Raw genomic sequence first — 23,529 nt, 5'->3', positions numbered from 1 at the left:
TTTTCAGGAGGATTAGTCGATGTCTTCGACAGATCCCTCACCGCCACCGATTCTATGCGACAGTGCTGCTTCCATGAATTCATCAAGGTCGCCGTCGAGAACACCTGACGGATTGGAGCTTTCCACGCCGGTGCGCAAATCCTTCACCATCTGGTAGGGCTGAAGAACGTAGGAACGGATCTGGTGCCCCCAGCCGATCTCGGTCTTGGAAGCCTCCGTTGCGCTGGCAGCAGCCTCCCGCTTCTTCAGCTCTTCTTCATAAAGTCGCGAGCGCAACATTTCCCACGCTTTTGCGCGGTTCTTGTGCTGCGAACGTTCGGCCTGGCATTGCACCACGATATTTGTCGGAATGTGCGTGATACGTACGGCCGAATCTGTCGTGTTGACGTGCTGGCCACCAGCGCCCGAAGCGCGATATGTATCGATGCGCACGTCCGATTCCGGAATGACGATATCAATCGAATCGTCAACCACGGGATAGACCCAGATCGATGAGAACGACGTGTGACGCCGCGCATTGCTATCGTAAGGCGAGATGCGCACAAGACGATGCACGCCTGACTCTGTCTTTAGCCAACCATAGGCATTTTCGCCGCTGACCAGCATCGTCGCGGACTTGATGCCAGCCTCTTCGCCGTCATGGACTTCCATCAGCTCGACCTTGAGGCCGCGCTTCTCCGCCCAGCGAGTATACATGCGCAGCAGCATGGAGGCCCAGTCCTGGCTCTCCGTTCCGCCGGCGCCGGCATGTACTTCGAGATAGGTATCATTGCCGTCAGCCTCGCCGGACAGCATGACCTGGATCTGCGCCTTGCGCACTTCCGTGCTCAGGAGCTTGATCGCGTCCTCGGCGTCGCGGATGACATCCTCATCGCCTTCGGCTTCCCCCATTTCGATAAGCTCGACATTGTCGGAAAGACTGGACTGCATGCGCTCGATGGCGTTGATGTTGTCGTCAAGCATCTGGCGCTCGCGCATCATCTTCTGCGCTTCCTGCGGATTATCCCAAAGCGTGGGATCTTCGGCGCGTACGTTCAGATAATCGCGTCTTTTGAGGGCTTGATCCCAGTCAAAGATGCCTCCTCAGCAGGCTTATGGCCTGCTTGATTTCATCGACCAAATTTTGCGTCTCGTTACGCATGTTCGTCAGTCAGCCTTGCTTCTTGTCATTGAAATTCGTTCGCCGTTTCAGCCGGCGGAATTGCGCGGACCATATGGCGGGGCCTGCCGCCTTGTAAAGAGAAAGAAGCCGCGCTCTGATCGGACGCGGCTTCTTTCAACACGGATATCAATTGCGATATCATCCAGGCAAAGAACTCAATAGAGACCGCCGCCCCCCTGCATCACGGCTTCGTTGGCGCGCTCTGAGAGCGGTTCGCGACCGGCTGCAACCTGATCGCCACCGATAACCCAATAGGTGTCGGAGGGACCGGTGCCCGGCTTGAAGGCTTCCATTATCGAACCCTGTTGTCCCTCGCGGGCCAGCATGCCTGTCTTGCGATCGATCGGCAGTACGTTCATGCCCTCAGGCACCTTGAAGGAAACGACCGGCTTATCCTTCATGGCTGCGGCCATGAAATCCTTGAAAATCGGAGCAGACAACCCGCCACCGGTTGCGCCGGTGCCGAGTGAACGAGGCTGGTCGTAGCCAATGTAAAGGCCGACAACGAGATCCGGCGTATAACCCATGAACCAGGCGTCCTTCGAATCGTTCGTCGTGCCCGTCTTGCCGGCGATTGGACGCCCCAGTTCACGAAGGGATGTGGCGGTGCCGCGTTGAACGACACCTTCCATCATCGAGGTGATCTGGTAGGCCGTCATCGGGTCGAGAACCTGCTCGGCATTATCTGTCAGTTCCGGCTCTTCCTGTTCCAGCCAGGAGGAAGCCGAGCAGGCATCACACTTGCGTTCGTCGTGACGATAGACAGTTTTGCCGTAGCGGTCCTGAATACGATCGATCATCGAGGGCTTGATCTGACGGCCGCCATTGGCCATCACCGAATAGGCGGAGACCATGCGCATCACCGTCGTTTCGCCGGAGCCAAGCGACATTGCCAGCACTGGCAGCATCTTGTCATATACGCCGAAGCGCTCGGCATATTCCGCCACCAGCGGCATGCCCATGTCGTTGGCCAGACGTACCGTCATCAGGTTACGTGAGCGTTCAATGCCAGCTCTCAACGTAGATGGTCCGGCGAACCCGCCACCATAATTCTTCGGCTCCCAAACCGAATTGCCGGTGCGGATGGAGATCGGTCCATCCATCACGACAGAAGCCGGTGTATAGCCATTGTCGAGCGCTGCCGCATAAACGATCGGTTTAAAGGCCGAACCGGGTTGGCGCCATGCCTGTGTCGCACGATTGAACTGCGATTCGGCAAAGGAGAAGCCACCGACCATCGCCAATACGCGACCAGTATGAGGATCCATGGCGACCATGCCGCCAGACACTTCGGGAACCTGACGTAGCGCGTAACCATCATCCTTCTTGGCGACTTTCTCAACGAGAATGACATCACCAGGCGAAAGGACGTCGGAGAGCTTGTTTGCTTTCAGAAGCTTGCCATCCACGACATGGCGCATGGCCCAGCGCATATCTTCGGCGTCGATGCTTGCCATCTTGCGCTCGCGGGACAGATCACCAGAAGGTTCACGGGCCGGCTGCAGGCCGATGCGCACTGTATCGGATCCAACCTCCAGGACGACTGCATTCTGCCATTCCGGAATGTCGCTGAGCCGCGTGACCTCTCCAAGCGGCTTTCCCCAATCGCCGGCAATTTCGATCTTCGACTTTGCGCCGCGATAGCCGCGTAGACGATCGAAGCTCAACAGACCATTGTGCAAGGATTTGCGCGCCTGAGCCTGCAAGGCTGGGTCGAGCGTCGTGCGAACCGAAAGGCCCCCTTCATAAAGCGCCTTCTCACCATAGCGAGCTATAATCTCGCGACGCACTTCCTCCGTGAAATATTCGCCCGCAGAAATATAGGAGCCACCGTGACGCGGTGTCACGCCAAGCTTTTCACTCTTGGCTTTGTCGGCTTCCGCACGGCCAATATAACCGTTTTCGAGCATCTGGTCGATCACCCAGTTGCGACGCTCGATGGCCCGGTCGGTATGGCGATACGGATGATAATTGCCTGGACCTTTGGGCAGAGCAGCAAGGTAGGCGGCCTCAGAAACTGTAAGTTCGTTCACCGACTTGTCGAAATAGGTAAGCGCTGCGCCCGCGATCCCGTAGGAACCAAGACCAAAAAATATCTCGTTGAGATATAATTCCAGAATCCGGTCCTTCGAATAGGCCTGCTCAATGCGGAATGCGAGGATCATCTCGCGAATCTTGCGATCGTAGGTCTGCGTCGAATCAAGCAGGAAGTTCTTCGCCACCTGCTGCGTGATTGTGGATGCACCGACTGGGCGACGGCCCGTGCTGATATTCTGAATATTAGTGATGACGGCGCGGGCAACACCCGTATAGTCGATGCCTGGGTGATGATAGAAATTCTTGTCTTCAGCTGAAAGAAACGCTGCCTTGACGCGATCCGGAACAGCCTGGATGGGCAAATAAAGGCGACGTTCGCGGGCAAATTCGGCCATCAGGGCCCCGTCGCTGGCATGTATACGGGTCGTGACGGGAGGCTCGTACCGGGCGAGGACCTCGTAATCGGGCAGGTCCTTGACAAGCGCGCCGATGTAGATCGCAACGCCAACGGCCGCTGCGAGGGCCAACATGACCCCTACCCCGAAGAAATAGCCTAAAAGACGTATCATGCCTGCTCCAGTTGGCTTGAATAAGCCTGATCCCACTCAGCACATTGCCGAAACAATTCTGGCCGGCTCGTGCCGCGCAATGCTCGTTACCGCGAAAAAGCGGCACGAAAGAGGAATATTACGTGTTCTGGTCACTTACTTGGAAGACGTTGCAGCGCTGCAACGCGCTCTCCCAATTTTTTGTAAGATTGATACCGGACAAACTTTCTTCTTCCCTACGAAATGTCCCCCGAACGCTGGATCAACAGCCTCTCTAACCCCGGAGTTCGGTGTGCAAGCACTATAAACGAATCCATTTTCGCAGCAAAGAGAAAGGCGAGGCATGGGCCTCGCCTTTGGTATTGCTCGATACGATAGCAGGCTTAGTTGCCTGCGGTCTTTGCCTTCTCCTGCTCCTCGCGAAGCTTCTTGGCAAAGTCCTCGTTGTTTTTATTGACGAATTCTTCAAGCTTCTTCTGGCGGTCCTGCAGGTCCGACTGCTGCATCGGTTCACCGTCATAAGCGCCGGTGAAGCCGGTAAGGCTGACCTTGATTGGGCTCGGCTGCTGCTGGAAGTTCACCGAGGTGAGCGTGAGTTCCTGGCCTTTCTTGAAGGAAGCGACCATGGCGTCCGTTAGCTGCACTTCTGCAACGCAGCGATCCGGCAGGCAGATCGCGTAATCGATCTTCTGCGGCTTCTGGCCATCGATCTGCAAGCCAATACCGGGAGGAACGAGACGACCCGTAGGAACGGATACCTGGAAGACCTTGCGATTGACCTGACCCTTGATCTCGAGCAGGCTGACCGCCGTTACCATCTGGCCGGTTTGGGCCACGATAATATTCTGGACGTTGCAGATGTCGTTGTCGCCCTGCTTCGAGCAGACCTTGAACCAACCCTGCGGTGGTGCGGATTGCTGAGCGGCTGCCGGCTGAATGCCTGCAAAGAGACCGACCATGCCTGCTGCGGCAATCGAGAGGCGGCCAGCGCCAATCATCAGCTTTCTCATATTCTGCAATTCCCTTGTTTCGTTGCCGGCATCTTTTCAGATGTGACTTTCCAGCGCAGATGACCCGCAAATGCGGCGACAGCATGACTGTAAGGGCGGTGTTACACTGCGCAAATGTGTAAATAAAGCACCTCGACTTCATTTGCTTTGGAAGGCAAGCCAATTTTTCGCAAGCGTGATATTCAAATCACGTTGATTCGTCTTGCATGCCGTAATTTCGATGCTGACGCATGTTTTGCTCGTGTCGGCATGCTGCCATGAGATTGAATGGAGAAATTTATGCGGTACGGGCTTTCTTTCGCGACGAGCCTTGTTGCGATCGTACTGACCGGACAGGCCATATCCGCAGAGAATAAGGCCACTCATGCGTTAGCCATGCATGGGGAACCAGCCCTGCCCGCAGATTTTACCCACTTCCCCTATGCAAACCCTGATGCGCCGAAAGGCGGCATGATCCGTTATTGCGTCATTGGCAGCTACGATAATCTCAATCCCTTCATCTTGAAGAGCTTTCGCACGACCGCTCGAGGGGTAATCGACGTCATCTTCGGCAATCTCGTCTTTGAATCACTGATGATTCGCAGTGCCGACGAGCCCTTCACCCTTTACGGACTTCTTGCTCAGTCGGTTGAAATTTCGGACGACCGAAAGGTGATGACCTTCAACATAAATCCCGACGCCAGGTTCTCGAACGGAGATGCGGTTCGTCCGGAAGATGTTAAGTTTACCTTCGAACTTTACGCGAAAAAGGGACGTCCGCCCTACTCGACCCGCATGAACAGCATAGAAGCGATTGAGATTAGCGGTCCACACACCGTGAAATTTATATTTAAGGAAAGTGCGGACCGCGAGATTCCATTGATCGTGGCAATGACGCCGATTCTTTCGCAAAAGAGTATCGACGTCGAGACTTTCGACCAGACGACGCTCAAGCCTATGATCGGTAGCGGTGCCTACACGGTGAAGGAAGTGCGGCCCGGCGAACGCATTACATTCGCACGTAACCCGGACTATTGGGGGCGCGACATTCCGGCGATGCGTGGCCTCTTCAACTATGATGAGATCGTCATCGACTATTTCCTCAATACGAACTCTATGTATGAGGCCTTTAAGAAGGGACTGTGCGCCATTTACGAGGAAACCGATCCGGTCAAGCGCCAGCGCGCCATCGATTTTCCTGCTTTTGCCGAAGGCAAGGTTGTGGCCGAGAAGTTCAAGAACGGCATCCCACCGGTTCCCCGCGGCTTCCTTTTCAATACGCGCCGTCCGGTTTTCAAGGATGTACGGGTGCGGCGTGCTCTCGCCAAACTCTATGATTTCGACTGGGCCAATCGCAATCTGTTCGGTGGACAGATGAAACGAACAGGAAGCTATTTCCAGGGGGCGGAGCTTTCGGCGCTTGGCGTGGTTGCAAGTGCCGGTGAAAGATCTTTGCTTCAACCTTTTGCTCAGGCGGTTACGCCTGATATCCTCGACGGCAGCTATCGCCCGAACGAAGGCGACGCCGCGGTTTCCGGCCGCAAGGCCTATCGGGAAGCGCTGGAGTTGCTCAACCAGGCTGGTTTCGAGTTGAGGGACGGCCGGATGGTGGATGCGAACGGCAATCCTTTCACGTTCGAAATTCTCGCTGCATCCGATCTTGAGGCGCGTCTTGCGGCGATCTATCAACGTTCATTGGCGCGTCTGGGTATCGTTGTGCGCATCCGTATGCTCGATGACAGCCAGATGCAGCAGCGCAAGCAGCGCTTCGAGTTTGACATGGTCTATGCGTCGCTTGGCTTTTCCGGCACGCTCTCTCCGGGTACCGAGCAGATCAGTCGCTGGGGATCGGAAGCAGCAAAGACCGAAGGCAGCTTCAATCTTTCGGGTGCTTCGAGTCCGGCTATCGACGCTGCCATTGATGCCATGTTGAATGCCAGGAGCGAGGATGCATATATCGATGCCGTACGCAGCCTCGACAGGCTGCTTATTTCGGGTGCTTATATCGTTCTTTCGCAGTACGACGATCAGCAGTGGCTGGCTTATTGGGCGAACTATCAGCATCCTGAAAAGACGCCCCTAACCGGCTATTATCTGCCCGCCTGGTGGCAGAAGCCAGCTAAATAGAATCGGACAAGCGCCATGGATATCCGCCAGTCTCTTACTATCGACGTCATTTCGGACGTGGTTTGCCCGTGGTGCTATCTCGGCAAGCGACGACTCGATGCCGCACTTGCACAGATAGGCGATCTGGAAGTCGATTTGCGCTGGCGCCCTTATCAGCTAGACCCGGAGATTCCTGCGGAAGGTGTGGAGCGCCAAGCCTATATGATGCAGAAGTTCGGCGGAGACAAAGCGCGCGTTGACGATATACATGCCCGTCTCTATGAGCTTGGTGCCGTGGAGGGCATTGCATTCGATTTTGACGCGATCAGGATCTCTCCGAACACCTTCGACGCCCACCGCCTGATCCGTTGGGCCGATACGGCTGGCGATGGCGTGGAAAGCAAGCTTGTCGAGCGGCTTTTCGCCCTTTATTTCACTGAAGGCCAGGATATTGGCGATCATGCCGTTCTCATGCGCGCAGCGAAAGATGTCGGCATGGATGAGGAATTGGTAGGGCGGCTGCTTGCCAGCGATGCGGATGTCGAAGAGGTCGAGACCGATCTCGAAAGCGCCTCGCAAATGGGCGTTCAGGGCGTTCCCGCCTTCCTGTTCGAAGCAAAGTACATCGTCATGGGTGCACAGGAGACGGACACGCTGGTCAATGCAATCCGTCAGATTGCAGACGCCAAGGCACGCGGCGAAATCTGATTCCGCGCTGATCCGGCGAGCCGTCAGCCTTCGCCGGCGATCTTCGCAAACTGTGTCATTACCACGGCTGCACCTGCGAGCCGCTTGACTTCGCTCGGCAGGTCGCGTGCCAGAAACACGCTCTGGTCGGGCCTGATCTTGGCGTTATTGCCCTGGTTGGCAATGTAGCCGACAAGGCCTGCTGGATTAGGAAAGCTCTTGTTGCGGAACTGGATGACGATGCCCTTGGGACCGGCGTCCAGCTTCTCCACATTCGCCTTGCGACACAGCGCCTTGATGAACACCACCTTCAACAGGTGATCCACTTCCGTGGGCAGCGGGCCGAAGCGGTCGATGAGTTCGGCGCCGAAAGCATCTATGTCGGTGGCATCCGTGAGATCACCGAGGCGGCGGTACAGCGAAAGACGCAACTGCAGGTCCGGCACGTAGGCTTCCGGGATCATGACCGCGGCGCCGACGCTGATCTGCGGCGACCAGCCGCTGTCGGCTTCTTCCTCAGCCCCCTGCAGCTCTGCAACGGCTTCCTCCAGCATTTGCTGGTAAAGTTCGAAGCCGACTTCCTTGATATGGCCGGACTGCTCTTCTCCGAGCAGATTACCCGCGCCGCGAATGTCAAGGTCGTGGCTAGCGAGCTGAAAGCCAGCGCCAAGCGTATCGAGCGATTGCAGCACCTTGAGACGCCGATCCGCGACCGTATTGATCTTGCGGTTGGCCGGCAGAGTCAGAAGCGCATAAGCGCGTACCTTTGATCGGCCGACGCGACCGCGCAGCTGGTAAAGCTGTGCCAGGCCGAACATGTCGGCGCGGTGGACAATCATCGTATTGGCAGTCGGCACGTCCAGACCGGATTCGACAATGGTGGTGGAAAGAAGAACGTCATACTGCCCATCATAGAAAGCATTCATGATGTCGTCCAACTCACCCGCGGGCATCTGGCCGTTGGCGATTGCTACCTTTAGTTCTGGAACATTTTCCTTAAGAAAATCATTTATTTCCGACAGATCGCTAATGCGGGGAACGACATAAAAACTCTGCCCGCCTCGATAGTGCTCACGCAGCAGCGTTTCTCGGATGACGAGAGGGTCGAAGGGTGAGACGAAGGTGCGAACCGCCATGCGGTCGACGGGCGGCGTGGCGATCAACGAAAGCTCGCGCACGCCTGTGAGCGCCAGCTGCAGCGTCCGCGGTATTGGCGTGGCCGACAGGGTGAGCACATGGATGTCGCTTTTCAGCTCTTTCAAGCGTTCCTTATGCTTGACACCGAAATGCTGCTCCTCATCGATAATAAGAAGACCCAGCCTGTCGAAATCGATAGATTTGCCGAGAAGTGCATGCGTGCCGACGACAATATCGACGGTGCCCGCCGCAAGGCCCTTCTTCGTCTCAGTAAGTTCCTTGGCAGGCACCAGACGCGATGCCTGACGCACCGTCAGTGGCAGGTTTTGAAATCGCTGGCTGAATGTCTTGTAATGCTGGCGCGAGAGAAGGGTCGTAGGCACGACCACTGCTACCTGGAAACCCTCCATGGCGGCCACGAAAGCGGCGCGCAGCGCCACTTCCGTCTTGCCGAACCCTACGTCGCCGCAGATCAGGCGATCCATCGGCCGACCCGCCGCGAGGTCCTCGATTACCGCCTCGATAGCATTCAACTGGTCGTCCGTTTCCTCATAAGGGAAGCGCGCGGCAAACTCGCCGTAAAGTCCTTCGGGAGCAACGATCTTGGGGGCGGCACGCATCTGACGGGCGGCAGCGATCTTGATGAGATCGCCTGCCATGTCCAGCAGGCGCTTCTTCAGCTTCGCCTTGCGAGCCTGCCAGGCGGCGCCGCCAAGGCGGTCGAGCGTGGCCGTAGCCGAATCCGAACCGAAACGCGACAGAAGTTCAATATTTTCAACCGGAAGGAAAAGCCGGTCGTCACCGGCGTAGTGCAGCTCGAGGCAATCATGCGGCGCGCCGAGTGCCTCGATAGTGCGCAAGCCAATGAAGCGACCGATGCCGTGATCGGCATGGACCACGATGTCGCCAGCTGCGAGAGCGGAGACTTCGCTGATGAAGTCGCTGCCCTTCTTGCGCTTCTTGGCGCGCCGCACGAGTCGATCGCCCAGTATGTCCTGTTCGGCGATTACACTTAGTTGGTCGTTGCGAAAGCCTTGCTCGAGCGAGAGAACGCAAAGGCCAGCCTGGCCCGCCTCTAGTGTCTCAAGATCTTTCAGCGATGCAACGGGAGCAAGATTGCCGAGACCGTGTTCGACCAGGATTTGTCCGAGACGGTCCAGCGACCCTTCCGTCCAGGCGGCAAGCAGAACCTTGCGTTTTGCTGCACGCTCCTGGCCAATATACTCGACGACCGATGCAAAAACGTTGGCATTTGGATCGGCGCGTTCTTCCGCAAAGCTCTTGCCGGACATCGAACCAGCATGCCGGATCTTTGTGCCGGAGGTCTCGGGTACGTCATATGCCGAGAAAGTTACACGCAATCGATCGGCAAGACGTTTGTCGAGCAGATCCGGCGAAACGTAGAGCATTTGTGGCGGCACCGGCTTGTAAGGCACCGCATCCCCCGCGCCCTCGCTCTGCTGGCGCTTTCTCGCGTCATAATAATCAACTATCAGCTTATGCCGCTCGTCCACCGCCTCACGTGCCAGATGGTCGAGGACGACAGGTGCATCAGGCAGATAGTCGAACAGTGTGTCGAGCTTTTCGTAGAACATTGGCAGCCAATGTTCTACGCCCGCGAAGCGGCGCCCCTCCGTCACCGCTGCGTAGAGGGCGTCTTCGCGTGACGGGGCGCCAAACGCTTCAATGTAGCTGCGTCGGAAATGGCTAATGGTCGCATCCGTCAGCGCCACTTCGCTCATGGGTTGGAGATTGAGGGATTTCCGCTGCCCCGTCGTCCGCTGGCTTGCCAGGTCGAACGCGCGGATGGATTCCAGCGTATCACCGAAGAAGTCGAGTCTAAGTGGCTCTTCGGCTCCAGGTGCATAAAGGTCGAGAATGCCGCCGCGAACCGCATAGTCGCCCATCTCGCGCACGGTCGAAACGCGTTCAAAGCCGGAGGTTTCGAGCTGACGAATCAGCGCATCCATGTTGAGGCGGTTTCCAGGCTTTGCCGCGAAACCCTGGCTTGCGATGACTTCGGCGGGCGGCATCTTCTGAAGAAGCGCGTTGACGGTCGTCAGCACTACCGCACCATGAGGATCATGCGCCAGATTAGCGATGGCGGCCATTGCATCAAGACGTCTTGCGGCAGCATCCGCGCTTGGCGAGACGCGATCATAAGGCAGACAATCCCAGGCAGGCAGTTCAAGGACTGGCAATTGCGGATACGCGAAGCGCAATGTTTCGGCAATCGGTCCTAGTCGCTGGCCATCGCGCGCCACGAAGATAAGGGGTCTACGCGGTGCGATTTCCGAGACAAGCTGAGCGAGCGCGAACCCTTCGTAACCGTCCGCGACGCCATCCACCATCGTGTGAACGGGTTTGTCTGCGGCAACGCCGATGCGATCGAGAAGCGTCATGAATTTTACGGCCTGATTGTTCTTAGAAGGAGAGCGTCTGGCGGTGTGCCATAATCTTATGGAAAATGGGCGTATCGAATTCCGGATCGATCGGGCGTTCGCCCGTGAACCAGGACAGAAGATGCTGGTCGTTCGCCTCGATTAGCGCTTCGTAAAGCCTAATCTCCTCGTCCGCCATGTCAGCAATATGGGCATCGGCAAAGGTTCCTAGGATGAGATCGACCTCGCGCATACCCCGATGCCAGGAGCGGAACAGGAGACGGCGGCGCGTAACATCGAGATTGGCGCTCGAGCGGGTGGTTCCGGTCATGACATGTCCTTGGGTAGCAATAGGCGAAGGCCGGTATTCGATAGAACGCCAGCGCACACGATAAGTTCGCAAGCGATATAGCCTGTGTGGATTGCGATGTCAGCCCGGTCGAAGCAGTTTGCAATGGCTGATGTGAAACGTCTATTGATGGTTATGCGCCCTGCTTTGCTTACGCCTCTTTTTGCTTCGCTGACCACGCTCGACAAGATCGGGCCAAAGGTTGCCGCACTTATTAGAAAGGTCGTTCCGGCAGATCTGTCGGATCGCGAAGCGCGTATTGCCGATTTGCTTTTTCTGGCTCCCAGTTCTGTAATCGACCGACGCAAACGCTCGCGCATCATGGATACGCCAGAAGGAGCGTTGGCAACGCTGGAATTGACAATCGATCGACACCAGCCCCCGCCGCGCGGCAATCGATCTGTTCCTTATCGTGTTTTTGCATTCGACCAATCCGGCGAAATCGCGCTTTCGTTTTTTCACGGAAATACGATTTGGCTGGAGAAACAGTTCCCGGTGGGCGTCGAAATGCTGGTCAGTGGCAAGATCGAATGGTTCAACGGTCGTGCCAGCATGGTACATCCCGATCACGCTGTGCCCATGACAGAAAGCCATAGATTACCAGCGGTCGAAATCGTTTATCCGGGAACCGGTGGGCTTTCAGGCAAGGTGTTGCGCAACGCCGTCGAGCAGAGTCTGCGTGCAATCCCTGAACTCCCGGAATGGCTGGATGATGACATTGCTCAAAAGCATAGTTTTCCGAGCTTCCGGAAGGCAATGCAGCGTTTGCACACACCGTCAGACCCGCTCGATGCCGTGCCCGAAGGGGCCGCGTGGCGCAGGCTTGCCTATGATGAGTTGTTGGCAGGCCAGGTGGCGCTCGCGCTAGTTCGCAACAAAGTGCGCAAGGTTGCGGGCGCACCACTGATGGGAGACGGGCACGTCGTTCATGCGATACAGGATGCCCTGCCCTACAAGCTAACCGACGCGCAAACACTTGCGGTGGAAGAAATTCATGCCGATCTCGCAAAGCCGGAGCGCATGTTGCGCCTTCTGCAAGGCGATGTCGGCTCGGGCAAGACGGTGGTCGCGCTTCTTGCCATGGCACGCGCGATCGAGGCTGGTGGGCAAGCAGCGCTGATGGCGCCGACGGAAATTCTGGCGCGTCAGCATTTTGCCACCATTCTGCCGCTTGCCGAAAAGGCCGGTTTGCGCGTCGGCATTCTGACTGGCCGCTCCAAAGCTACTGAACGGCGTGCAGTTCTGGAGGCTCTGGAGGTTGGAGAGATCGACATTGCCGTCGGTACACATGCACTGTTTCAGGAAGGCGTTTCCTTCAAGAATCTCGTCCTGTCCATTGTCGATGAGCAGCATCGTTTCGGCGTGCATCAACGTCTTGCCATCAGTGCCAAGGGAGCTGCGCCAGACATGCTGGTCATGACCGCGACGCCAATTCCGCGCACACTCGTGCTGACGGCATTCGGTGATATGGATGTATCGCGGCTCACCGAAAAGCCGGCAGGGCGTCAGCCAATCCAGACAATTTCGTTGTCCTCCGAGCGCATAGGTGATCTCGTCGCGCGGCTGCGTGGCGCGTTGGCTGAGGGCCGGAAGGCCTACTGGATTTGTCCGCTGGTAGACGAATCCGAAGAGATGGACCTGACCTCGGCGCGGCAGCGCTTTGAGGATTTGACGTTCGCCTTTCCCGGCAAGGTGGGGCTAATTCACGGCCGCATGAAGGGCACGGAGAAGGAGGAGGCAATGGCGGCGTTCAAAGAAGGCCGCACTCGTATTCTAGTTGCAACCACCGTCGTAGAAGTTGGTGTCGATGTGCCCGATGCGACGATCATCGTTATCGAGCATGCCGAGCGGTTCGGGCTTGCACAATTGCATCAGTTGCGCGGGCGTGTAGGCCGCGGCTCCGATTCCTCAACCTGCGTTCTTCTGTTCGAAGGGCCGCTTGGCGAGACATCGAAGCGTCGCATTGAAGTCATGCGTGAGACGGAAGACGGGTTTCGGATCGCCGAGGAGGATTTGAAATTGCGCGGTCAGGGCGATGTCCTCGGAACGAAGCAGTCAGGTCAGCCCGGTTTTCAGATGGTTCGCCTGGAGCAACATTCCGATCTTTTGGCACTCGCCCGCGACGATGCGCGGCTTCTTTTGCACCGGGACCCGGAACTGAAGAGCCAACGCGGTGAAGCCGTGAGGCTACTTCTCTATCTCTTCGGGCGTGACGACGCGATCCGTCTCCTGCGAGCGGGCTGAAAGTGCGGCTGCTGCAAGTCGCGCGAGCTCTTCCGTCTTTTCTTCGTACTCGGGTGCAACGATACCTGCCGAAATGATGAGTTTGGCGCCTTCCTCAAGTGACATGTCGAGTTCGAGCATATCCTCCCGCGGCACATAGAGCAGATAGCCAGTTGTCGGATTGGGTGTACTGGGGAGGAAGACCGCAACATGTTCTTTGCCATTACGATTTAGCTTGGCGGTTGCTTCGTTATATTTGTCGGTTGAGACGTAAGCGATCGACCAGAGGCCTTTGCGCGGGTACTCGATCAAGGCAACTTTGCGAAACGTGTCTTTCTTATGGGAAAGCACCGTTTCCAGAATTTGTTTCAAGCCATGATAAATGCTGCGTACCAATGGCATCCGTCCAACAATGGACTCGCCGACATTGACGATACTGCGCCCAATGATATTGGCGGCCAGAAAGCCGACTAATGTGATCAGCAGCAAGGCAAAGAGCAGACCAAGTCCAGGTATGGCGAAGGGGAGATAATTGTCAGGATTGTAACGTCCCGGAATGAGCGGTTTCATCCATGAGTCGACCCAGCCCACGAAACTCCAGGCTAGATAGGCGGTTATTGCCAGCGGCGCCGACACAATAAAACCCGCAAGAAAATAGTTTCGCAGTCGCAGCATCATCTCTCCTATCGTGAGAGGCAACGGCGAAACGCGTGATGCGATCCACCGCTTCAGGAAAGCTCTATCATAAGGACGGCTTCCTAAAGCGGTGTGACGGCACTGTGCAAGTCAGATCACTCGACCGTGACTGACTTTGCCAGGTTGCGCGGCTGGTCCACATCGGTTCCCATATGCACAGCGGTGTAATATGCCAGCATCTGGACAGGCAGAGCATAGATGATCGGACAAATGATCTCCGGGACTTCCGGTAGAACAATGGTCTCCGCCGTCTCGGTTGCGGAGGCGTTCTTGCCCTTCTCATCGGTGATCAAGATGATGCGACCGCCGCGAGCAGCGACTTCCTGCATATTGGAAACTGATTTGTCGAAGATGCGATCATGTGGCGCAATGACGACAACCGGCATGGACTCGTCGATCAGCGCAATCGGTCCATGCTTGAGTTCGCCCGCGGCATAGCCTTCGGCATGGATATAGGAGATTTCCTTGAGCTTGAGCGCGCCCTCCAGAGCCAACGGATAGCTCGTATCGCGACCGAGATACAGCACATGATCAACCTGCGAAAGATCGCGTGCAACTTCGTTTATCTGCTCATCGAGCTTCAGAACGTCTGTCGCCAGGCGTGGTGCCTCGGCAAGTTCTGCGATCAGGCGCTTTTCGTCTTCCTCGTTGAGAAAGCCGCGCTCAACACCGGCACGAATGGCAAGCGAAGCAAGGACTGCCAGCTGACAGGTGAAGGCTTTGGTGGAGGCTACGCCGACTTCCGGACCGGCCAGGATCGGCAGTACCACATCGGATTCCCGCGCGATGGTCGAGTCGCGAACGTTGACGATGGCGCCAATCGGGATGCCGGCCGCCTTGCAATAACGTAGAGAAGCCAGCGTATCGGCAGTTTCGCCTGATTGAGAGATAAAAAAAGCAGCACTCTTCTTCGAAATCGGCATTTCGCGGTAGCGGAACTCCGAGGCTATGTCGATGTCTACCGGAAGGCGCGCATAGCGCTCGAACCAGTACTTTCCGACGAGACCCGAAAGATAAGCCGTGCCGCAAGCCGAGATGGCGATGCGATCAAGGTCCTTGAAATTGAACGGCAATGTCGAGGGGCGCAGACGGTTGGTTGTGAAATCAACATGGTTCGCCAGGGCGTGCGAGATCACTTCCGGTTGCTCGCGGATCTCCTTTTCCATGAAATGGCGATAGTTGCCCTTGTCTGCCGAGAAGGATGCCGAGAGAGCCTTCTGGCTTTTGCGATCAACCGTGTTGCCGTCGATGTCGAAGATTTCGACACCAGCGCGGCGTACGACTGCCCAATCGCCATCTTCCAGATAGGTGATCGTGTCCGTGAAGGGAGAGAGCGCAATCGCATCCGAGCCCAGATACATCTCGCCTTCGCCGTGGCCGACAGCAAGGGGCGGACCTTGGCGTGCCGCCACGATAAGATCCGGTTCGTTGCGGAATATAAGCGCAATCGCAAAAGCGCCCTCGAGACGCTTCAGCGCTTCGTGCGCGGCCTCAACAGGGCCTTTGCCAGCCTTCATATGCTTGGCAACAAGGTGCGCGACGGTCTCCGTGTCGGTCTGCGAGGAAAAGGCGTAGCCATCGGCGACGAGTTCTTCGCGCAACGAGGCGAAGTTTTCGATAATGCCATTATGGACGATCGCGACATCCCCGGAAAAATGCGGATGCGCATTTGTCTCGTTTGGAACCCCATGCGTTGCCCAGCGCGTGTGGCCGATACCAATTGTGCCGGCGAGAGGTTCGCTCTCGATACGGCGAACGAGATTGACCAGCTTGCCTTCGGCGCGGCGGCGATCCAGTGCGCCATTTTCGATCGTAGCGACACCCGCAGAGTCATAACCGCGATATTCAAGGCGCTTGAGCGCATCGACGATCAACGGTGCGACCGGTTCACGGCCTACGATTGCAACAATACCACACATAGGGGAACTCCGGATTGAGGAGGATTATTCTTAGGAGTGTCGGGTTTGGAGTGTTAGGTTTTCTTTTTTGCAGCAGCGGCTTTAGAAAGTTTTTCACGCAGGAAACTGCCACGTTCTGGCTTGATCTCCTGACGAGCGCGGCCAAACGCCAAAGCGCCCGCAGGCACGTCCTGAGTCAATACGCTGCCGGACGCGACGTAGGCGCCATTTCCAAGCGTGATAGGCGCGACGAGAGAGGTGTTGGAGCCGACAAAGGCGCTCTCGCCTATTATCGTTTTGTGTTTGTTGAAGCCGTCATAATTGCAGGTGATGGTACCTGCGCCGATGTTCGAACCGGCGCCGATATGAGCGTCACCAATGTAGCTTAGGTGATTGATCTTGGCGCCCTTTTCGACCACGGCCTTCTTGACCTCGCAGAAATTTCCTACCTTGACCTTCTCTGCCAGTTCTGCGCCAGGACGCAGACGGGCGAAGGGACCGATCTCGCTACCCCTGGCAATTGTAGCGCCCTCGATATGCGAGAAGGCGCGGATGATAACGCCGTCCTCGACACGTACTCCTGGACCGAAAAACACATTCGGCTCGAGCGTGGTATCCGCCCCGATTTCCGTGTCGAACGATAGGAAGACAGTTTCAGGGGCGTGCATCGAAACGCCCGCCGCCATGAGCGTCCGGCGACGCTTCCTCTGCCAGATGTTCTCAACTTCGGCTAGTTCGATCTTGCTGTTGACGCCGAGTGCGCTTTCGACCGAAGCCAGAGAAACAGCAGTATTCAGACCTTTCGAGCGCGCGATTTCAACCAGGTCGGTGAGATAGTATTCGCCTTTGACATTATTGTTCTCGACGGCTTCGAGCAGTTCAAGCGCCACATCGCCGCGAATAGCCATCATGCCACTGTTGCACAGGCTGATTTTCAGTTCGTCCGGCGAGCAATCCTTGTGCTCCCGAATGGCCTCAAGCACACCGTCCCGTACAAGAAGACGGCCGTAGCCGGTTGGGTTTTCCGGTTCAAAACCGAGTACGACGATGCTTGCACCCTCGCTGAGAGCCTTGCGCGCTGCCATAAGATCGCTGGGATCGACGAGCGGCGTATCGCCGAAGAGCACAAGGATGTCGTCATAGCCCCTGGCAATCGCATCACGGGCGGCAAGCGTCGCATTGGCCGTTCCGAGGCGCTTTTCCTGCAGATGGATCGTGTGATTGCCAGCACCTAGCACCTTTTCAACTTGGTCTGCGCCGTGGCCAATGACGAGCGCGACATCCTCGATGCCTGCTTCTTTTGCTGCTGCAATCACATGCTGCACCATCGCTCGACCGGCAACGGGGTGAAGGACTTTCGGCAAGGCACTTTTCATGCGCGTTCCCTCACCTGCCGCGAGGATGACCGAAAGACAGCTTCTCTGGCTCATGAAAAACTCACCTTGTTATGCCGTTACCTATTCGTCGAGACCGCACATTGGTTCGAATCGAATATTCCTTAGCATCGGGTTTGGGCAAAAACAAAGGACCGCCGCGGATTTACGTTAACCGAGCCGCGAAAGGACGGGGAATGTTTCGAGCAGCCAGAAAGCGACGCGTTGAATGCCTCCGGTGATAAAGAAAATGCCTGCTAGAACAAGAAGGATGCCGATCACCTTTTCTACGCTGCCGATATGTGCGCGAAAACGTGAGAGGAAGCGCATGAAGGCGCTGGAAAATAGAGCTGCAAGAATGAATGGAATACCTAGGCCCAGTGAGTAGACGCCGAGCAGGAGGGCGCCCTCGCCAACCGTCGCACGCCCACCAGCAAGCGTCAGGATCGGACCGAGGACCGGGCCAATGCACGGCGTCCAGCCGAAAGCAAAAGCAAGGCCCATGAGATAGGCGGCGAAGGGCTTTGCCGGATTGGCATGGGATTGGATGCGGGCCTCACGGTAGAGGAACGGTATTTTAAGCAGGCCCAGAAAATTCAAGCCCATCGCGATGATAACAAAGCCAGCAACAAGTGCCAGCGTATCCTGCCACGCGCGCAAGAGGCGGCCTATGCTCGACGCGCCGGCACCTAATGCCACGAAGACGGTCGTAAAACCTAGGACGAACATGATTGACGCGAAAAGCAATGCCGAGCGTTTGGCCGACACCAACCTCTTTTCGTCCGAGCGAAACTCGTCGATCGAGACGCCGGCCATATAGCAGAGATATGGTGGTACAAGCGGCAAGACGCAGGGCGACAGAAAGGAAAGTGCGCCTGCTCCGAGCGCTGAAAGATAACCGATGTCGAGGGCCATGCGCGGCGAATTCTCCGAGTGTCATGCCATTTGGGACGCTGGTCTTTGGCGTCGCGAGGGGCATAACAGGTTAGAGTTACTTGTGCCAATCACCATAAGGTGGCGACAAAAGGTCTCAAGGAATAGCGCACGCAAAGCGCTGCCTCTTTTACGCCGTGCCAGAAGCGCTGATCTTCTTTCGATGCGCCGCGACAAACGCGACGAAATCTCTGGCGGGCATGGCTTTGGCGAAAAGCCATCCCTGCCCCAGCGCGACGCCATGTTGCTCGAGATAATTTAGTTGTTCTCGCGTTTCTATGCCCTCAGCGACCGTAATGAGATCGAGTGATTTGGCCATGTCGATAATATGCGGCGTAACACTGCTGGTCGCCAAATCCTGCCCAATAGAATCGATGAAGGATTTATCGATCTTCAAGGCGTCCAGCCGTATGCTTTCGATATAGGACAAGCTCGAATATCCTGTTCCAAAATCATCAATGGCAATTTTGAAACCCAGCGCGCGAGCCTTGGCGACGGTTTCCCGCACTGCTTCCATTTCAGGAAAGCCACGTTCGGTCGCTTCGAGCCATATCTGCTCATGCAGGACGTCATAGCGTGCCAAAATGCGCTCCAGAATGGGCAGAAAACGGCCGGAACTTACATCGTCCGCGCTGAGGTTTATCGCGACGTGCAAGCTTCGGTCCCTGCGCATCGCCGGACCTAATTCGCGCATTGTCGTTTCGATAACAAGGTCGGTGAGCGCGCGGATCTGCCCCGTCTCCTCTGCCACATCGACGAAAATGTCGGGGCGGACGGAGGTGCCGTTCGACTTGAACCATCTCACCAGTGCTTCGGCACCCACGCAATCTCCTGTCTTGAGATCGATGACCGGCTGGTAGTGCACACTCAGCTTCTTGCGACGAATGGCCGAGGCGAGTTCGGAGGCTAAAGACAGCTGGCGTCGCGACATGGCCGTAATGGCCGATATGCCAAGCGCTGACAGAGCCAGACTAAGGGGCAGAATGATCCAGCCCTGTTCAAGTACTGTAGCGAAGGCGGGGGGCTTGCTTGCAATGGCGATCGCTACGATATCTCCCTCCGCCGCGACGCTGCCTCGATGATCGGAGTCGCTTTCTTGCATCAGCACCCGCCTGACCGCCTCGCGCATGTCGTCATCGTGGTTTCCACCAATGCTGAGGAGCGTACCATTGGCGTGGGAGATTGCGACGCCAACGTCGCCCTCCGCGACAGTGACGTCCGCGAGCCGCCGCGGATCGAAGAGCACGTTGTAGCGGCCATTGCGCAGTGCGATCATATTATGCCGATAGCCACCGAGCGGACGGACATCGATATTGCCCTGCAAGTCGTCGTTGAGTACGAAATCCACCTCGACAGTGGACATGAGATGGCTGGCTTCGCCCCAGGAGGTGCAGACGAAACGTTGGTCATTGAGATAACCGATCTCGTCGACGGCCACGTTGTTAATAGTGGCAAGGCGCATCGCGGCGATATGCTGTTGCGAACAGGTTTCGAATTCGAGCGCATTCATCTGTTCTAGCACTTTGCCGATTTCCGCGAGGCTGGTCGTGGCCCGTTGGAGCGCAAGTTGCGCATACCCGCTCAAGCTGGCTTCCTCGTAGCGATCAGCGATACGCCACGCGAGATAGCTCGTCACTGCGAGCGGCAGAACAATCGCCCCGAACGCCAGGATCGAGCCAAGGAGAAGTACTTTGGATCTACGCATAAAATCCCCAATATCTCCCCAAGGCAGGATCTGTCAGAAATCACGCGGGAACTCTAGTCAATTTTATTAGCGAACATTAATAAAATTCGGCGTTACTGGAGCAACATATGTTTGATCAACAGGGCATTGTGCAAATTTGTGACGGAACCTTGCGGATATCAGAATGCTCTATGTCCCCTTCCGTTGCGTGATTGGATGCTGTTCGCGAATTCGGCTGTTGCGGGCCAGGTTCGAATTCCCATTTAAGTTTATCGGTCGCTACCGAAGTATTTGCGACGCAGAATGCCGAGTTCACCTCTTTCCTGATGGGCAAGTATCTGGAGAGTGACTTGGCGCACCATCGGATCATCATGTCGGAAGGCGAAACCATACTTGTCGGGATGAAAAATTGGACCGACAACCGACAGAGGCAGTTGCGGGTTTGAGTGAACGTAATACTCTAAAACCGGCGCGTCTCCCACGATCACGTCGATTTCTTCATCAAGCAGTGCAGCAACTGTTTGCTCAGTGTCTGGGAAATCTCTCACGCCGAGGCGCAATTCCTGGCTGTATGTTTCTGCTACGCTGCCAGTCAGAACGCCAACGGAGCGCCCTGGAAGATCTGCGATCGAGTTTATTTGGTGGGTGAGTGACAGAGCGGTCATGACACTGGTCACGGACGACGTTACGTATGCGATCACTGCCACCCCGCAAACCATCCACAAGCCACCGGAGATCCGACCGAGCCACCCAAGAATATTGGGTCTGGTGATTTTCCCGGACGTCGCGACAGACATCACCTCGTAAAAGCTCTCTGCCAGACCGACATGCCACTTACGAGGAAAAGATCTGTCAAATCGACGATAGAACAGTGCGAGCAGAACCGTGGCGGTCAGAATGAATATCACCATCCAGAGCATTGCTCGCAGATGGCCTGCCGCTTCCAGGCCGCCAAGCACCTGCCAAAAGCCGCTAGTATCCTTGTCGGCTATCATCAGGCGGAGGCCAGCGTCGTACCATGGCTGCGAAAATGAAACACGCTGGGCACGATCCCTCGTGATGGTCAGATTTGAGACGCCAACCTCCGCTTCGCCTGCTTCGATCGCGGAAATGAGGGCTTCAAATGATGGATACTCACGATATTCGGTCGTGCGGCCAAGCGTTTTGGCCGCCGCCTCCCAGAGTTCGATCGCCATGCCGGAATAGCGCTCGCCTTCTTTTGTCACGAACGGTGGACTCACGTAGACGCCAGCGGTGATCGTCGATGGTGAATCAGCTGTTTCCTGGGCGACGCCGACATTTGCCCATCCCAGCGACATCGCAAACAGCAGGACAAGTAGAGAAGTTCTTGCGTAAAGTGTCATTGATCCGCGGAGCGTGGCATATTTCACAGGCGGACGCGATACGATCGGACGTGCACGCCGCAGGTTCAGATCAGAGGTTTCTCAAAAGACGTTCTTCTGCCGACCGGTCCATGGATCGCTGAAGATTGTCATTATCTATGCATTGCTGTTGCAACATACACTCGTCATATGCAGGCGTGCCACGCTGGATTTTCCAGATTACGCAGGCGTGCTGATAAGCTGCGCGGTCCAGATCATCAAGGGTCTGACAACCAGCGGTCATCACGCTTATTCCCCGCCGAACCCAACTCACTTGCCGCATATTGGGCGAACATAGCCGCACGCGCAAGAGCGGATTAGCTCTTTCTATCTTAGATTAAACTAATACCATGCGGCGACAGCTTGATGCCCGATTGTCTGGAGGCGCAGGCAATGGTGCGCACGTATTCGTGCCGGTCGCTTGCGGGTCCGAATGTGCAATTCACGCGGAAACAAAAGGCCCGCAGATCACTTACGACCCGCTGGATTCGCTATTTCTTCTTAGCTTGATCGTGATGCCATTTACAGGCGAAGAACATGCCCACGCCTAACACGAGAATTTTGAGTGGCAGGAAGATTATGGGGAACAAGTCCATCATTTGAAATATTTCCAGGCTCGAAGACAGGAGGCTCGCGACGGTTGCGAACCCTCGTATGCTGGCTAGACAGATCAAGCAAATGCCAAATTGTCGCTCGATTCTTTCAGGAACTACGATAAAAAAGCCGCCCGCATGAATGTCGTCACCTTCCTTTGTATCGGATCTCGACCCTTTGCCTTTCTTTCGTCAGCATCTGTCAAAATGCTGGAAGGCACATCGATTCTCTAAGCAGTAACGCAACTGACGGTCGCAGATTAGAACGTCGCGGGAACAGAAAATGTAAAATGGACGCGAAAATTGCAAAACGCGACTTTTACGCGCTTTTCCTGCGTGTCTATTAGGTGAATTATTTCAAGGGGTTAAATGGTGAGCGCGCAGGGGTTCGAACCCTGGACCTACTGATTAAAAGTCAGATCTTTATGTAATTATAACAATAACATAGATACAAAATGGATACGATTGCGGCTATTATTATTCAGTGGGTTGCGGGCTAAATGCAAAATGGTCTACCGCTAAAATTTATACTACATTTACAACCGTAACGCGTCAAATCGGTAACCTCTAATTAGCCCCATCTTAATAATGCCGCTTGAAACGATCGTGGGAATATCGTTTAGCAACATCGGGCTTGAACACCCTGACTTTACATAGCTGAGGCGCCCGCTTCAGCGAACGGATGCGCAGTCTAGCGGCTGGCGCAATCGCCAAGGCCTATCGGCCGGGGGCGGTGCGCCATGTCCAAGGCCAGCCTAAAAGCGCTCCGGCGTGTCTGTAAAGCACGTGTTCAACCCCCGGCTTGGCCGCCGCATCGGCCATTTTCCGAAAAGCTGAGGCAACACGTAATGAACGCACTAGCACGCATGCATCGCGTAGATAATGAGCGCGATTCCTACAGATTTGAAATTGAGGATCGCGTTACGCACGTCGACGGTACTATGCCTGCGGTGGTGTTCTGGCGTAGCCGTAGCTCTCGGGGGCGGGAGATGTACGGAGTACTCGATGGAGATCGAGAACGCTATTTCTGCGGGGAGGTTTTAAAAATAGATCAGAGCATGAACAAATAAAGTGGGGAGGCCTGTGTACAATCTCGGAATCACTGTTTGCGTGATTGCGCGTTAACCACCTTTCGGGCGAAGAAGGTATGCCGACGAGGTACGAACTCGTCGGCATGATTCGGCTCTCAAAAGCCGGGTCGATTTCACCCTGCAAGGCGATCTCTGTATTACGCAATAGCGAACCTACAGGGATTGTCAAAACAAACCTTGAAAGGTTCGCCTATGAGCGACGTCAAATCTGTAGAGAAGCATACACCTGACGAAAAGCAGCTTGAGTTTGAGTTTTGCTT

The 23,529-nt window shown here is 55.9% G+C and carries 14 protein-coding genes; 3 read left to right on the top strand and 11 right to left on the bottom strand.

Annotated features, from left to right (window positions below):
* Positions 1-12: 12 nt before the first annotated feature.
* From prfB to IE151_RS01330, 3 genes are all read right to left on the bottom strand, one after another.
* Positions 13-1,141 (bottom strand): peptide chain release factor 2 gene (prfB, locus tag IE151_RS01340; protein WP_189487044.1). Its coding sequence is split into 2 segments (ribosomal slippage): positions 13-1,071 and positions 1,073-1,141, totalling 1,128 coding nucleotides; the frame shifts between segments, so codons are not numbered across the junction.
* A 176-nt stretch (positions 1,142-1,317) separates the two neighbouring features.
* Positions 1,318-3,768 carry a penicillin-binding protein 1A gene (locus IE151_RS01335; protein WP_189487041.1) on the bottom strand — a complete coding sequence of 817 codons (2,451 nt, stop codon included), beginning with the start codon at positions 3,766-3,768 and terminating at the stop codon, positions 1,318-1,320.
* A 362-nt stretch (positions 3,769-4,130) separates the two neighbouring features.
* The gene (locus tag IE151_RS01330; RefSeq protein ID WP_189487039.1) at positions 4,131-4,757 is read right to left on the bottom strand and encodes an invasion associated locus B family protein; all 627 of its coding nucleotides are present in this window, start codon (positions 4,755-4,757) and stop codon (positions 4,131-4,133) included.
* A gap of 267 nt (positions 4,758-5,024) precedes the next feature.
* Here IE151_RS01330 and IE151_RS01325 point away from each other — a divergent pair, with 267 nt between their 5' ends.
* Entirely contained in the window at positions 5,025-6,863 is a 1,839-nt protein-coding gene (locus IE151_RS01325; RefSeq protein WP_382344710.1) for an extracellular solute-binding protein, read from the top strand.
* Positions 6,864-6,878: 15 nt separating this feature from the next.
* Positions 6,879-7,550 (top strand): DsbA family oxidoreductase, encoded by a 672-nt coding sequence (locus tag IE151_RS01320; protein ID WP_189487036.1) that lies wholly within the window; start codon positions 6,879-6,881, stop codon positions 7,548-7,550.
* A gap of 23 nt (positions 7,551-7,573) precedes the next feature.
* On the opposite strand, the gene mfd is transcribed toward IE151_RS01320, so the two are convergent.
* Entirely contained in the window at positions 7,574-11,068 is a 3,495-nt protein-coding gene (gene mfd / locus IE151_RS01315) for a transcription-repair coupling factor (RefSeq protein ID WP_189487034.1), read from the bottom strand.
* Positions 11,069-11,090: 22 nt separating this feature from the next.
* Positions 11,091-11,378, bottom strand: a complete 288-nt coding sequence (locus IE151_RS01310; RefSeq protein WP_189487031.1) for a succinate dehydrogenase assembly factor 2 — start codon at positions 11,376-11,378, stop codon at positions 11,091-11,093.
* A 153-nt stretch (positions 11,379-11,531) separates the two neighbouring features.
* Between IE151_RS01310 and recG the strand changes: the two genes are divergently transcribed.
* Complete coding sequence (gene recG, locus IE151_RS01305; RefSeq protein WP_189487582.1) at positions 11,532-13,640, top strand: ATP-dependent DNA helicase RecG; 2,109 nt, start codon at positions 11,532-11,534, stop codon at positions 13,638-13,640.
* On the opposite strand, the gene IE151_RS01300 is transcribed toward recG, so the two are convergent.
* The 6 genes from IE151_RS01300 to IE151_RS01275 form a co-directional block, all read right to left on the bottom strand.
* On the bottom strand, positions 13,584-14,294 hold the full coding sequence (locus IE151_RS01300; protein ID WP_308430484.1) for a DUF502 domain-containing protein: 711 nt from the start codon (positions 14,292-14,294) through the stop codon (positions 13,584-13,586). The genes recG and IE151_RS01300 overlap by 57 nt on opposite strands.
* Before the next feature lie 116 nt (positions 14,295-14,410).
* Complete coding sequence (gene glmS / locus IE151_RS01295; RefSeq protein ID WP_189487028.1) at positions 14,411-16,234, bottom strand: glutamine--fructose-6-phosphate transaminase (isomerizing); 1,824 nt, start codon at positions 16,232-16,234, stop codon at positions 14,411-14,413.
* Between the two features lie 53 nt (positions 16,235-16,287).
* Positions 16,288-17,643, bottom strand: a complete 1,356-nt coding sequence (gene glmU / locus IE151_RS01290; RefSeq protein WP_189487026.1) for a bifunctional UDP-N-acetylglucosamine diphosphorylase/glucosamine-1-phosphate N-acetyltransferase GlmU — start codon at positions 17,641-17,643, stop codon at positions 16,288-16,290.
* Between the two features lie 114 nt (positions 17,644-17,757).
* Positions 17,758-18,501 carry a cytochrome c biogenesis CcdA family protein gene (locus tag IE151_RS01285; protein WP_189487023.1) on the bottom strand — a complete coding sequence of 248 codons (744 nt, stop codon included), beginning with the start codon at positions 18,499-18,501 and terminating at the stop codon, positions 17,758-17,760.
* Positions 18,502-18,649: 148 nt separating this feature from the next.
* Positions 18,650-20,224 (bottom strand): EAL domain-containing protein, encoded by a 1,575-nt coding sequence (locus tag IE151_RS01280; protein ID WP_189487020.1) that lies wholly within the window; start codon positions 20,222-20,224, stop codon positions 18,650-18,652.
* Positions 20,225-20,472: 248 nt separating this feature from the next.
* Positions 20,473-21,567, bottom strand: a complete 1,095-nt coding sequence (locus tag IE151_RS01275; RefSeq protein WP_244636560.1) for a transporter substrate-binding domain-containing protein — start codon at positions 21,565-21,567, stop codon at positions 20,473-20,475.
* Positions 21,568-23,529: the final 1,962 nt, after the last annotated feature.

The organism is Limoniibacter endophyticus (assembly GCF_014652835.1).
Taxonomy (GTDB): Bacteria; Pseudomonadota; Alphaproteobacteria; order Rhizobiales; family Rhizobiaceae; genus Limoniibacter; species Limoniibacter endophyticus.
Note: the sequence above shows the minus strand (reverse complement) of the source record. Positions and strands in the feature narration are given on the sequence as shown.

What these genes read in the sequence shown, in the direction of transcription:
- glmS (WP_189487028.1), bottom strand. Translation starts at nt 16,234, where the DNA reads ATGTGTGGTATTGTTGCAATCGTAGGCCGTGAACCGGTCGCACCGTTG.
- IE151_RS01275 (WP_244636560.1), bottom strand. Translation starts at nt 21,567, where the DNA reads ATGACACTTTACGCAAGAACTTCTCTACTTGTCCTGCTGTTTGCGATG.
- IE151_RS01335 (WP_189487041.1), bottom strand. Translation starts at nt 3,768, where the DNA reads ATGATACGTCTTTTAGGCTATTTCTTCGGGGTAGGGGTCATGTTGGCC.
- IE151_RS01300 (WP_308430484.1), bottom strand. Translation starts at nt 14,294, where the DNA reads ATGCTGCGACTGCGAAACTATTTTCTTGCGGGTTTTATTGTGTCGGCG.
- IE151_RS01285 (WP_189487023.1), bottom strand. Translation starts at nt 18,501, where the DNA reads ATGGCCCTCGACATCGGTTATCTTTCAGCGCTCGGAGCAGGCGCACTT.
- IE151_RS01280 (WP_189487020.1), bottom strand. Translation starts at nt 20,224, where the DNA reads ATGCGTAGATCCAAAGTACTTCTCCTTGGCTCGATCCTGGCGTTCGGG.
- IE151_RS01320 (WP_189487036.1), top strand. Translation starts at nt 6,879, where the DNA reads ATGGATATCCGCCAGTCTCTTACTATCGACGTCATTTCGGACGTGGTT.
- IE151_RS01310 (WP_189487031.1), bottom strand. Translation starts at nt 11,378, where the DNA reads ATGACCGGAACCACCCGCTCGAGCGCCAATCTCGATGTTACGCGCCGC.
- recG (WP_189487582.1), top strand. Translation starts at nt 11,532, where the DNA reads ATGCGCCCTGCTTTGCTTACGCCTCTTTTTGCTTCGCTGACCACGCTC.
- glmU (WP_189487026.1), bottom strand. Translation starts at nt 17,643, where the DNA reads ATGAGCCAGAGAAGCTGTCTTTCGGTCATCCTCGCGGCAGGTGAGGGA.
- IE151_RS01325 (WP_382344710.1), top strand. Translation starts at nt 5,025, where the DNA reads ATGGAGAAATTTATGCGGTACGGGCTTTCTTTCGCGACGAGCCTTGTT.
- IE151_RS01330 (WP_189487039.1), bottom strand. Translation starts at nt 4,757, where the DNA reads ATGAGAAAGCTGATGATTGGCGCTGGCCGCCTCTCGATTGCCGCAGCA.
- mfd (WP_189487034.1), bottom strand. Translation starts at nt 11,068, where the DNA reads ATGACGCTTCTCGATCGCATCGGCGTTGCCGCAGACAAACCCGTTCAC.